The following is an 11,885-nucleotide window of genomic DNA, read 5'->3' as shown; positions in this document are numbered from 1 at the left end:
TTTCGAGAGTATAACCAGCTTGCTGGTGTCTTTGGTTCGTTGGCGCCGTGACGCTCATCACACTTGGCCGTATTGCTGGCCGTGGCGTAACCAGCGATCCAGCAGCGGGCTGACGTGGTGCGGCCAGCGCTCCAGCAAGGCCTGGGCTGCATCACGCACCGCCGGCAACAGGTCTGCGTCGCGCATCAGGTCGGCGACCTTGAATTGCAGGAGACCGGTTTGCCGGGTGCCGAGCATTTCGCCGGGACCGCGCAATTCGAGGTCTTTTTCGGCGATCACGAAGCCATCGTTGGTTTCGCGCATGATGCCCAACCGCTGACGGCCGATCTGCGATAGCGGCGGGTGATAAAGCAGTACGCAATGACTGGCCGCGCTGCCCCGGCCGACCCGACCGCGCAATTGGTGCAACTGCGCCAGGCCCAGGCGTTCGGGGTTCTCGATGATCATCAAACTGGCGTTGGGCACGTCGACACCGACTTCGATCACGGTGGTCGCCACCAGCAATTGCAGGGCGCCGGCCTTGAACTCGGCCATCACCGCGGCTTTTTCCGCAGGTTTCATGCGGCCATGGATCAGCCCGACTTTCAGTTCGCCGAGCGCTGCGGTGAGATCCTCGAAGGTGGTCTCGGCCGCCTGACAGGTGAGCTCCTCGGATTCTTCGATCAGCGTGCACACCCAATACGCCTGTCGCCCTTCGGCGCAGGCACCGCGCACCCGCTCGATCACTTCGACCCGACGGGTGTCGGTGATCAGCACGGTGTTGACCGGGGTTCGTCCAGGCGGCAACTCGTCGAGAATCGAAGTATCGAGGTCGGCGTAGGCACTCATGGCCAGGGTCCGCGGGATTGGTGTGGCGGTCATGATCAACTGGTGCGGACACATGCGTCCGCCCACGCCTTTCTGGCGCAATGCGAGACGTTGCTGCACGCCAAAACGGTGCTGTTCGTCGATGATCACCAGCGCCAGGTTCTTGAACTGCACTTCGTCCTGGAACAGCGCGTGAGTGCCGACCACCATTGGCGCACCGCCGGCGATCTGTTCGAGTGCAGCCGCACGATTCTTGCCCTTGAGTTTGCCGGCCAGCCAGGCGACTTCCAGGCCCAATGGTTCGAGCCAGCGCTTGAAAGTGATGAAGTGTTGTTCGGCAAGGATCTCGGTGGGCGCCATCAGGGCCACTTGATAGCCGGCCTCCAGCGCCTGTAGCGCGGCGAGGGCGGCGACCACGGTCTTGCCAGCGCCGACATCGCCCTGAACCAGCCGCAGCATGGGCTCTTGCTGGCTCATGTCGTAGGCGATTTCATTGCCGACGCGCTGCTGGGCGCCAGTTGGCGCAAAGCCCAGGTTGGCCAGGTACTGTTTCGGCAGCCGAGTCGCCTTGGGCATCGCCGGCGCCCGCAAAGAGCGCATGCTTTCGCGCAAGCGTTGTTGTGACAACTGGTGGGTCAGCAGTTCCTCGAACGCCAGACGATGCTGGGCCCAGTGATGGCCGAGAGCGAGTTCGTCGACATCGGCATCGGCAGGCGGGTGATGCAGGTAGCGAATGGCATCGGCCAGAGGCGCCAGTTGATAGTCCCGTGCCAACTCGTCGGGCAGCCAGTCGGGCAGGCTGCTGGGGCGGAGCAGGGTCAGGGTCTGCTGGCACAGTTGGCGCAAGCGTTGTTGGGTCAGACCTTCGGTCAGCGGGTAGACCGGGGTTAGGGTTTCATCCACCGGCGGCGGTTCGTCGCCCGTGATGGCGCGATACTCCGGATGATAGATCTCCAGTCCCGAAGCGCCGGGCCTGGCCTCGCCATAGCAGCGCACGCGAGTGCCGCGCTTGAGGCCTTCCTTCTGCGCATTGCTGAAATGGTAGAAGCGCAGGCTCAAGCCGCCGGTGCCGTCCTGCAAGCGCACAACAAGACTGCGTCGGCGGCCCATGACGACGTCGGCGCCACTGACGGTACCTTCTATCACCGCGTCCTGGCCGGGCCGCAGGTGTCCGATAGGCACTACTCGGGTCCGGTCCTGATAGCGCAGGGGCAGGTGGAACAACACGTCCTGAAGGTTTTCCAGGCCAACCTTGGCCAGCTTTTCGGCCATGGCTTCGCCGACACCCTTGAGTGCCGTGACCGATACCTGGGACAGCTCAGTCATGATTGACGCTTAACCCGCAACTGTAGTCGGCTTGGCCACCGAGCACAGGCGAATCGAGTCAGCGAGGATTTCAATTGCCTTGGGCCGCGGAAAGCTGGCACGCCAGGCAATGGCCACGGTGCGAAATGGTACTGGCGGGGTCAGCGGACGCACTTCAATCACGCCCGGCGCGTAGTGGTGGCTGTCGACGGCCGAGAGCGGCAGGATCGAGATGCCCAGGCCGGAGGCGACCATGTGCCGGATGGTTTCCAGTGAGCTGGATTCGACCGTGGTGTGTTTGGCGCCGTCGTTACCCTTGGTCAGGGTCGGACAGGCTTCGAGCACCTGGTCGCGGAAACAGTGGCCTTCGCCGAGCAGCAAAAGGCTCTTGTCGTTGAGCAGGTTGGCGTCGATCGTGGCTTTCTTGGTCCAGGGGTGCTGAGCCGGCATTAGGACGTAGAACGGCTCGTCGTAGAGTTGCAGGGTCAGTACGTCGGCTTCGTTGAACGGCAGGGCGATGATGATCGCGTCCAGTTCGCCATTGCGCAGTTTGTCGCGCAGCACATGGGTAAAGTTTTCTTCGATGTACAACGGCATCTGCGGGGCGACCCGGTGCAGTTGTGGAATCAGATGCGGAAACAGGTACGGGCCGACGGTGTAGATCGCCCCGACTTTGAGCGGCGCGGTCAGCTGGTTCTTGCCCGCCTGGGCCAGTTCACGGATGCCCTGGGCTTGCTCCAGCACCTTTTGTGCCTGGGCGACGATGCCTTCGCCGACCGGGGTCAGGCGCACCGCGCTTTTACTGCGCTCGAAAATCAGCACACCGAGTTCGTCTTCAAGTTTTTTCACGCCCACCGACAGGGTCGGCTGACTGACGTGGCAGCGCTCGGCCGCGTGGCCGAAATGCTGTTCTTGGGCGAGAGTAACGATGTAGCGCAATTCTGTGAGGGTCATAGCGGGCGTCCATGAAGATGCGAGCCAAGCATACCGGCTGCAATCGATAGACGCACGTTATCAGACTGGGCTGGTTGAGTGACACTGGGCAATGCAGCTTTGTCGTTGCCAGAAATGCACAAGGCACCTTTCGGTGCCTTGTGACAAACCCCACCGGCTTAGCGGCGCTTTTTCTCCAGCGAATACACGAACGGCGCAACGATTTCGATCGAGCCGTTGGTCAGCATGTCGGCCGGAGGCTTGGGCAGCGGCTGGGCACGGCGGATCATTTCCAGGGTCGCGCGGTCCAGATCAGCATTGCCGGAACGTCCTACCAGCTCAAAGGACAATACCTTGCCTTCGGCATCTACCACGAAACGCAAGCGGTTCAAGCCCTCCTTGCCACGTGCCTGGGCGCCTGGCGGATACTTCTTGTACTTCTGCAGGTGCGCCAGCAAGGTGCCTTGCCAGCTGGCCTTGGCCGCGTTCTGCGCAGCGGTCGGCCCCGGATTGGGCTGAGCCGATTTGACCGGCGGCGCATTGCTTGGCTGGGCTTCGGACGGCGGCGTATCGGAAGGTTTTTCCTTCGGCGTCTCGGGCTTTTTCTCAACCGGTTTTGGCGGTTGTGGTTTGGGCTTGGGTTTCGGCTTGGGCACCGAGATGGTCGGCTTGGGAGCCTCGGCCAGCTTGGGCAACGGCAGTTCCTCGACCGGAGCCGGGGGTTGGGGCGGCGTTACAACCTTGGGCGGAGCCGGTTGTGGTGGGGCCGGGACCGGCGCCAGTTCGACCAGCATCGCCATCGGCGGCAGCGTGACCGGGGGTGAGGACTTCCAGTTGAGCGCGAGGATTACCGCGACCGCGTGGACGCCCAGCACCACCGCCAGGCTAGCGCTGTAACGCGTCAGCTTTTGGCGCGTCGTGATCATTTTTTGGCTGCCGTCTCGAGTCCGACCAGGCCGACTTTCAGGTAACCGGCTGCCCGCAGGGCATCCATTACGTGCATCAGGTCGCCGTAGTCCACGCCTTTATCGGCCTGGAAGAAGATGGTGGTGTCCTTCTTGCCCTGGGTGCGTGCATCCAGGGTCGCGCCGAGGCTCTCGGCCTTGACCTCGTCTTCGCCCAGGTACAGGCGTTGATCGGCCTTGACGCTGAGGAACACCGGTTTCTCCGGCCGCGGTGCCGGCTTGGCGGTCGAGGCGGGCAGGTCAACCTTGATGTCGACGGTGGCCAACGGGGCGGCCACCATGAAGATGATCAACAGCACCAGCATCACGTCGATGAACGGCGTGACGTTGATTTCGTGGTTCTCGGCGAGGTCGTCGCTCGCACCTTCCTTCAAATGCAGGCCCATGGTCGCTTACCCTACTTTAACCATGTGCGGTTGCGCGGAACGCTCGCTTGGCAGGTGATCGAGGTCACGGCTGACCAGCAGCAGGACTTCAGCCGAAGCGTCGGAAACCTGAGCCTTGTAGCCAGCGATGGAGCGTGCGAAAACGTTGTAGATGACCACAGCAGGGATCGCTGCGACCAGGCCCAGTGCGGTAGCCAGCAGGGCTTCAGCGATGCCGGGAGCAACGACGGCGAGGTTGGTGGTCTGGGTTTTGGCAATACCGATGAAGCTGTTCATGATGCCCCACACGGTACCGAACAGGCCGACAAACGGCGCGGTTGAACCGATGGTTGCCAGCACGCCAGTGCCGTTGCTCATGTTACGACCGCAGGCAGCGACCAGGCGCTCCAGACGGAAGCTGACGCGTTCCTTGATGCCTTCTTTTTCGCGGCTGTTGGCCGACAGGCGCATTTCTTCCAGTGCGTCGTGGACCAGCAGGTTGGCCAGGGTGCCAGGCTTGGTTGCAGTGGCGCTGGCTTCCTTGAGGGTGGTGGCCTTCTTCAGGTGCGCGATCTCGGTACGCAGGCGGCGCTTGGCGGCCATCAGCTCGAAGCCTTTGGCAATCCAGATGGTCCAGGTGATGATCGAGGCAATTGCCAGGCCGATCATCACGATTTTCACGATGATGTCTGCGTTCTGGTACATGCCCCATGGCGACAGGTCGTGAGCCATGCCCAGGGTGTTGTCGGCTTCCAGCACTTCCGGCTGGTCGGCGTCGACGCCGTCAATGGTTTGGACCGGATCGGCAGACACCGGCGTCACGGCAGGCGCGCCATGATCGGCACTGCCGTGGGCAGCGTCGGCCGCAGCCGGCGCGGTGGCAGCAGCGGGTGTAGCAGCCGTGGTTGTCTCGTCAGCAAAGGCAGCGGTTGGCGCCAGCAACAGGCTGAATAGCAGGGCGGCCGCAGCACTCAAAGCGCGAAGTGGACGAGCGGGCGTGGTAGGCGAAGCGGAGAGTGGATTGCGTGTCATGCTGGCCGGACCTGAGAGAAAAAGAGGGTTAATGTCCTTCCAGGCCTCGTGGGGCCGAGAACAAAGTGGCGGGCATTATTGCAATTAATTCTTGTTAACAGAAGTAATAGCGTCTCTTTTTTTCTTCCATTGCTAGCCGCTCGTCTATTGCTGGCGCTAGTCTGTGCCTTTGTTTGAGAGGATTTTCGATGTCAGCGCCTACTGTTTTGATCGCTGGTTGTGGCGATGTCGGCAGCCGTTTGGCCGAGCAAATGCTGGCAAAAGGCTGGCAGGTCTACGGTTTGCGCCGCAACGTCGCGCGCTTGCCCGCAGGGGTGATCGGCATCGCTGGTGATTTGTTCAGCGAGGACTGTCCAGAAAACTGGCCCGTGGGTGCGGTGGATTACCTGGTGTATTGCGCTGCCGCCACCGATCACGATGAGGCCGGCTACCGTGCGGCTTATGTTCAGGGCCTGCGCCATGTGCTGGGTTGGCTCGAGGATTACGGTCAGGTGCCGGAGCGCTTGTTGTTCGTCTCCAGCAGCAGCGTCTATGAGCAAAAGGATGGTTCATGGATCGATGAGAGTTCGCCAGCCCAGCCGTCGGCGTACTCCGGGCGCATCATGCGCGAGGCCGAGCAAGTGGCACTCGGCAGTGGGATTCCGGCCAGCGTGGTGCGTTTGACCGGTATTTATGGTCCGGGGCGCGAGTGGTTGCTGACTCAGGTGCGCAGAGGCTATCGGGTGGCGGTCGATCCGCCGTTGTATGGCAATCGTATTCATGCCGATGACGCTGCTGGCTTGCTGGCCTTTCTGCTTGAGGCCAATCAGCACGGGCGCAAGCTGGAAGATTGCTATATCGGTGTCGACGATGCGCCGGCACCCCTGGCAGAGGTCGTGGCCTGGCTACGCGAGTATCTGGGCGTTACCGAATGGGCGGAAGATTCCAGCGTGCGTCGTACGGGCAGCAAGCGCTGCAGTAATGCGCGGATCAAGGCGTTGGGCTGGGAGCCCAGGTATCCGAGCTTCCGTGAGGGCTATGCGGCAATATTGGCAGATCGGCCTCAGTGAATGACAGGAGCGAGCACACTCGCTCCTGCTGCGGCGAGGATCACTGCTTTTCCAGTGTCCATTGACGATTGCCCGGGGCGAACGACGGTACTTCGTCGGCCTGCGCCCGGTTCACTGCCTGGAAGATCTCCAGGTCGTTACCCTTGCGGGTAAAGATCCACGGATTACCCTGGCCGTTGAGTTGCAGCCAAATGGTGTCGTTGCCGCCGCTCATTGAGGCGCAGTCGCCTGCCAGGCACAGGGCGTAGCGATCGGCTCCCGGCAAGCCCTGGACGGCGCCATCAGCCTGGAACTGCACGGTGTTGCCCTGGCCCTGGCCGTCGACGATCTTCCAGCTGCCACCCAGGTACGCGGCGTACAGGGCGCGCTCGAAGCTGGCACCCAGCGGCGCGCCTTCCGGAACGACGTCTTTGGGGCGGTCAAACAGCTGCTCTGGCTCGTTGTCGTTGGCCACCTGTTGCAGTTGCTTGCCGTCACGTTTCAATTCGGTGCCGGAGCTGCCATAGATCTCGATCTTCCAGGCGCCGGATTGCTCGCCCAGGACCTTGCCTTCGACATTCTCAAAACCGTTGGTGTAGCGCGCCTGACTGGCCCTGGTATTGACGTCCCATTCCAGGTTCGGGCCGTTGGCTTGCAGTGCTTCACGCAGTGGAACGCCCTTGGCGGCCGCATCGATTGCCGCCTGGTTGATCCAGGTGCCGCTGATGTCGCGGTCTGCGGGGTCACTGGCACAGCCGCCCAGAAACACCGCAAGCAATGAGAGAGCTAGCGCTTTGCGCATGAGGAAATCCTTTGGGGGCGGAGCTGGCGCAACCGTGGAGGTTGCGCCGGGCGTGTTACTCGATGACCAGAATGGCGTCCATTTCTACCTGGGAGCCCTTCGGCAGGGCAGCCACGCCGATGGCGGCGCGGGCAGGGTAAGGCTGGTCGAAGTACTTGCCCATGATCTCGTTGACCTTGGCGAAGTGGCTCAGGTCGGTGAGGAAGATGTTCAGTTTGACGATGTCCTTGAACGAGCCGCCAGCGGCTTCGGCAACGGCCTTGAGGTTCTCGAATACCTGAACGGTCTGGGCTTCAAAGCCTTCGACCAGTTCCATGGTTTTTGGATCGAGCGGGATCTGACCGGACATGTAGACGGTGTTGCCAGCCTTGATTGCCTGGGAGTAGGTGCCGATGGCAGCCGGGGCCTTGTCGCTGGTGATAACGGTCTTGGTCATATATGACTCCTTGTAATAAATGGCTTAGGCACGCATGCGGGTGATACGGATCACCCCGGTCAGGGCGCGCAGTTTCTTGATCACGCGGGCCAGGTGTACGCGGTCGTGCACGCTGACCACCAGTTGAACCACGCTGATGCGACCATCGCGCTCGTCCATGCTGATTTTCTCGATATTGCCGTCGGCGGCGTTGACGCTGCTGGCCAGCAACGCGATCAAACCGCGCTGGTGCTCCAGCTCGACGCGCAACTCGACATTGAATTCGCCGGTGACATCCTTGGCCCACGAGAGCTGGATGCATTTTTCCGGGTTGTGGCGGATTTCGCTGATATTGCGGCAGTTGTCCAGGTGCACGACCATGCCTTTGCCTGCGGACAGGTGGCCGACAATCGGGTCGCCCGGGATCGGCGTGCAGCATTTGGCATAACTGAGCACCAGGCCTTCGGTGCCGCGGATCGCCAGCGGGCCCTCGGGGCTTGGCAGTTGTTCGCCTTCGCCAAGCAGGCGGCGCGCCACGACATAGGCCATGCGGTTGCCCAGGCCAATGTCCTCCAGCAGGTCTTCGATCAGCTCCAGGCGGTACTCGGCAAGCATCGCCTTGATGCGTTCGGCCGGGATTTGCTCCAGCGAACTGTCGAAACCGTTGAGAACCTTGTTCAGCAGGCGTTCGCCAAGGCTGATGGACTCGGAGCGGCGCTGCAGTTTCAGGGCATGGCGAATGTGTGTGCGGGCCTTGCCGGTGACCACAAAATTGAGCCAGGCCGGGTTCGGTCGTGCCCCGGGAGCGCTGACGATCTCGACGGTGGAACCACTCTGCAGCGGTTCGGACAACGGCGCGAGACGGCGATTGATCCGGCAGGCAATACAGCTATTGCCCACATCGGTGTGCACCGCGTAGGCGAAGTCGACCGCCGTGGAGCCTTTGGGCAGCTCCATGATCCGGCCTTTGGGCGTGAACACGTAGACCTCGTCCGGGAACAGGTCGATCTTCACGCTTTCGATGAATTCCAGCGAGTTGCCGGCACGCTGCTGCATTTCCAGCACGCCCTTGACCCACTGACGGGCGCGGGCGTGGGTGCCTTTTGGCTGCTCGTCGCCACTGGACTTGTACAGCCAGTGCGCGGCGATGCCATTGTTGGCCATCTCTTCCATTTCACGGGTGCGGATCTGGATTTCGATCGGTACGCCATGCATGCCGAAGAGCGTGGTGTGCAGCGACTGGTAGCCGTTGGCCTTGGGGATTGCGATGTAATCTTTGAAGCGTCCTGGCAAAGGCTTGTACAGGTTGTGCACGGCACCCAGCACGCGGTAGCAGGTGTCGACCTTGTCGACGATGATCCGGAACGCATACACGTCCATGATCTCGTTGAAGGCCCGACGCTTGCCGCGCATTTTCTTGTAGATGCCGTACAGGTGTTTCTGCCGACCGCTGACTTCGCCTTGGATGCCGTCGATCGCCAGGCAATGGCCCAGGGACTCTTCGATCTTGTTGACGATTTCCTTGCGGTTGCCCCGGGCGCGTTTGACCGCCTGATTGATCCGCGCGGAGCGCATCGGGTGCATGGCCTTGAAACCGAGGTCTTCGAATTCTATGCGGATGGCGTGCATGCCCAGCCGGTTGGCAATGGGGGCATAGATTTCCAGGGTTTCCTTGGCGATGCGTCGGCGCTTTTCACCGGACAGTACTTCCAGGGTGCGCATGTTGTGCAGGCGGTCGGCCAGCTTGACCAGGATCACGCGAATGTCGCGAGCCATGGCCATGGCCATTTTCTGGAAGTTTTCGGCCTGGGCTTCGGCCTTGGTCTCGAAGTTCATCTGGGTCAGTTTGCTGACCCCATCGACCAATTCGGCCACGGTTTCGCCGAACTGCGCTTGCAGCGCTTCCTTGGCGATCCCGGTGTCTTCGATCACGTCATGCAGCATCGCGGCCATCAGGCTCTGATGGTCCATGTGCATGTCGGCAAGAATATTGGCCACGGCAAGAGGATGCGTGACGTACGCCTCGCCGCTACGGCGGCGTTGGCCGTCGTGGGCTTGTTCGGCGTAGAAGTACGCTCGGCGGACCAGATTGACCTGGTCATTGCCGAGGTAGGTCGATAAGCGATCGGCGAGGGCGTCTATGCTGGGCATGATGTCTCCTGCCACAAGCTGTGATCCCGCGCCGTGCTACGTCGACCAGGCATAGGCTTAGACGGCCTCGTTGGACTCGTCCTCGAACGCTGCGAACAGCGGTTCGTCTTCGACGATTTCAGCATTGGCGATGAACTCGTAGCTCATCAGGCCTTCGGCGATTTCGCGCAAGGCGACTACGGTAGGCTTGTCGTTTTCCCACTGGACCAGTGGCTCTTTGCCGCCGGTGGCCAGTTGACGGGCACGCTTGGTAGAGAGCATGACCAGCTCAAAGCGGTTTTCCACGTGTTCTAGGCAGTCTTCAACGGTTACGCGGGCCATGGTATTCCTCGGAGCGAATGCAATATGCGCGCTGCCCGGTTGGGCGAGCGGACTCAACAGTTTAAAAAATCACCAGCGATTAGGGAAGCGCTGATTTTTTAACCAAGCCCTTCAACGCGCTGCAAGTACCAATGTAAAGCCCTTGCAGCTGTTTTGGGAAGTGCTGTTTCAACCCAGCAGTTCGGCCAATAATTTGCCGTGACGCTGCTGCTGGCGTTTTTGATGCAACTGATTGGCCCGAAAAATCGCTTTCAGGTCGTGCAGGGCGTGGGCAAAGTCATCGTTGATGATCAGGTAGTCGTAGTCGACGTAGTGGCTCATCTCGCTGACCGCTTCGCGCATGCGGCCATCGATGATCTCGTCGCTGTCCTGGCCGCGGTTGGTCAGGCGCTGGTGCAAGGCCTGCAGTGACGGCGGCAAAATGAAGATCGAGCGGGCCTGGGGCATTAGTTTGCGCACCTGTTCGGCGCCCTGCCAGTCGATTTCCAGGATTAGGTCGTGGCCTTCATCCAGCGTCTGCTGCAGGTGGCTTTGCGACGTGCCGTAGAGATTGCCGAACACTTCGGCGCGCTCGAGAAAGTCGCCATGCTCGATCATCTTGACGAACTCGCTGCGCTCGACGAAGTGATAGTTCACGCCGTTCACTTCACCGGGGCGCATGGCGCGGGTGGTGTGGGAAACGGAAACGCGAATCTCCTGGTCGGCGTCGGTCAGGGCCTTGACCAGACTGCTTTTGCCCGCGCCCGAAGGTGCGGAAATGATGTACAGGGTGCCGGTGCTGTGGGTCATGTCGGGGTAGCCTTACTCTATGTTCTGCACTTGTTCGCGCATTTGCTCAATCAACACTTTGAGGTTGACTGCCGCCTGGGTGCTGCGCGGGTCGAAGGCCTTGGAGCCCAGGGTGTTGGCTTCGCGGTTGAGTTCCTGCATCAGGAAATCCAGGCGTCGGCCGGCGGCGCCACCGGACTTGAGTACGCGGCGGACTTCAATGATATGGGTACTCAGGCGGTCCAGTTCTTCGGCGACGTCGCTCTTTTGCGCGAGCATCACCATTTCCTGCTCGAGACGCTGCGGATCGAGCTCGGCCTGCATGTCGGCAAAGCGGTCGAGGACTTTCTGGCGCTGGGTGGCGAGCATTTGTGGCACCAGTTCCCGCAGGGTCACGACGTCTTGTTCAATCGAGGTCAGGCGCTCGTTGATCAGGCGTGCCAGTTCCGCACCTTCGCGCTCACGGCCGGCCTTGAGTTCTTTCAGGCCCTGGTTGAACAGCGCCAGCGCCTCGGCATTCAAGGCTTGCGGGTCAGTCGCATCGCCCACCAGAACGCCAGGCCACGCCAGCACCTCCAGCGGGTTGAGGGCGGCGGGATTGGTGATCAGGCTGGCGACCGTCTCGGCGGCGGCAATCAGTTGCGCAGCGCGTGCCTGGTCAATCTGCAGCGTCTTGCCGGTGCTTTCTTCGGTAAAGCGCAGTGTGCACTCCAGCTTGCCGCGCGACAGGCCCTGGCGCAGCGCCTCGCGCACATTGCCTTCGAGGTCGCGGAATGACTCCGGCAGGCGCAGGTGCGGCTCGAGGTAGCGGCTGTTGACCGAGCGCAGCTCCCAGCTCAGGGTGCCCTGGCTGCCGGCTTTTTCGACGCGGGCGAAGGCGGTCATGCTGTGCACCATGGAGGTACCTCGCGATACAGGTCGGCGCCAAACCATGAGGTTCGACGCTCCTGATTGAATGAATTAAAGCCCACAGGCTGTAAAGGCGCAGGATTG

The 11,885-nt window shown here is 61.5% G+C and carries 12 protein-coding genes; 1 reads left to right on the top strand and 11 read right to left on the bottom strand.

All coding sequences use genetic code 11. From position 1 onward, the window contains the following. Nucleotides 1-57 precede the first annotated feature (57 nt). From recG to exbB, 5 genes are all read right to left on the bottom strand, one after another. Nucleotides 58-2,133, bottom strand: a complete 2,076-nt coding sequence (recG, locus tag KW062_RS00220; RefSeq protein ID WP_027616802.1) for an ATP-dependent DNA helicase RecG — start codon at nucleotides 2,131-2,133, stop codon at nucleotides 58-60. Between the two features lie 9 nt (nucleotides 2,134-2,142). Further along, a complete protein-coding gene (locus KW062_RS00215) occupies nucleotides 2,143-3,066 on the bottom strand; it encodes a hydrogen peroxide-inducible genes activator (RefSeq protein WP_027616803.1) in 924 nt (307 codons plus the stop codon). A gap of 158 nt (nucleotides 3,067-3,224) precedes the next feature. Further along, on the bottom strand, nucleotides 3,225-3,971 hold the full coding sequence (locus KW062_RS00210) for an energy transducer TonB family protein (protein WP_027616804.1): 747 nt from the start codon (nucleotides 3,969-3,971) through the stop codon (nucleotides 3,225-3,227). Next, entirely contained in the window at nucleotides 3,968-4,396 is a 429-nt protein-coding gene (exbD, locus tag KW062_RS00205) for a TonB system transport protein ExbD (protein ID WP_027616805.1), read from the bottom strand. Before exbD ends, KW062_RS00210 begins: the two co-directional genes overlap by 4 nt. A 6-nt stretch (nucleotides 4,397-4,402) precedes the next feature. Next, the gene (exbB, locus tag KW062_RS00200; RefSeq protein ID WP_027616806.1) at nucleotides 4,403-5,407 is read right to left on the bottom strand and encodes a tonB-system energizer ExbB; all 1,005 of its coding nucleotides are present in this window, start codon (nucleotides 5,405-5,407) and stop codon (nucleotides 4,403-4,405) included. A gap of 188 nt (nucleotides 5,408-5,595) precedes the next feature. On the opposite strand from exbB, the gene KW062_RS00195 reads away from it, so the two are divergent. After that, nucleotides 5,596-6,456 (top strand): SDR family oxidoreductase, encoded by an 861-nt coding sequence (locus KW062_RS00195; RefSeq protein ID WP_105753567.1) that lies wholly within the window; start codon nucleotides 5,596-5,598, stop codon nucleotides 6,454-6,456. 40 nt (nucleotides 6,457-6,496) lie between these two features. Here the strand turns inward: KW062_RS00195 and KW062_RS00190 are convergent, their stop codons facing one another. From KW062_RS00190 to KW062_RS00165, 6 genes are all read right to left on the bottom strand, one after another. Next, nucleotides 6,497-7,237 (bottom strand): hypothetical protein, encoded by a 741-nt coding sequence (locus KW062_RS00190; RefSeq protein WP_027616808.1) that lies wholly within the window; start codon nucleotides 7,235-7,237, stop codon nucleotides 6,497-6,499. A gap of 55 nt (nucleotides 7,238-7,292) precedes the next feature. Then, nucleotides 7,293-7,673: a RidA family protein gene (locus KW062_RS00185; protein WP_003229509.1), complete on the bottom strand. Its 381-nt coding sequence runs from the start codon at nucleotides 7,671-7,673 to the stop codon at nucleotides 7,293-7,295. A 24-nt stretch (nucleotides 7,674-7,697) separates the two neighbouring features. Next, complete coding sequence (gene spoT, locus KW062_RS00180) at nucleotides 7,698-9,803, bottom strand: bifunctional GTP diphosphokinase/guanosine-3',5'-bis pyrophosphate 3'-pyrophosphohydrolase (RefSeq protein WP_027616809.1); 2,106 nt, start codon at nucleotides 9,801-9,803, stop codon at nucleotides 7,698-7,700. A 57-nt stretch (nucleotides 9,804-9,860) separates the two neighbouring features. Next, on the bottom strand, nucleotides 9,861-10,124 hold the full coding sequence (gene rpoZ / locus KW062_RS00175) for a DNA-directed RNA polymerase subunit omega (RefSeq protein ID WP_003177259.1): 264 nt from the start codon (nucleotides 10,122-10,124) through the stop codon (nucleotides 9,861-9,863). Between the two features lie 168 nt (nucleotides 10,125-10,292). Next, nucleotides 10,293-10,913 (bottom strand): guanylate kinase, encoded by a 621-nt coding sequence (gene gmk, locus KW062_RS00170; RefSeq protein ID WP_027616810.1) that lies wholly within the window; start codon nucleotides 10,911-10,913, stop codon nucleotides 10,293-10,295. 12 nt (nucleotides 10,914-10,925) lie between these two features. Next, a complete protein-coding gene (locus KW062_RS00165) occupies nucleotides 10,926-11,789 on the bottom strand; it encodes a YicC/YloC family endoribonuclease (RefSeq protein WP_027616811.1) in 864 nt (287 codons plus the stop codon). Between the last annotated feature and the right edge of the window lie 96 nt (nucleotides 11,790-11,885).

This window comes from Pseudomonas fluorescens (genome assembly GCF_019212185.1).
GTDB lineage: Bacteria > Pseudomonadota > Gammaproteobacteria > Pseudomonadales > Pseudomonadaceae > Aquipseudomonas.
The sequence above is the reverse complement of the archived record's forward strand: the minus strand, read 5'-3'. Positions and strand labels throughout refer to the sequence as shown.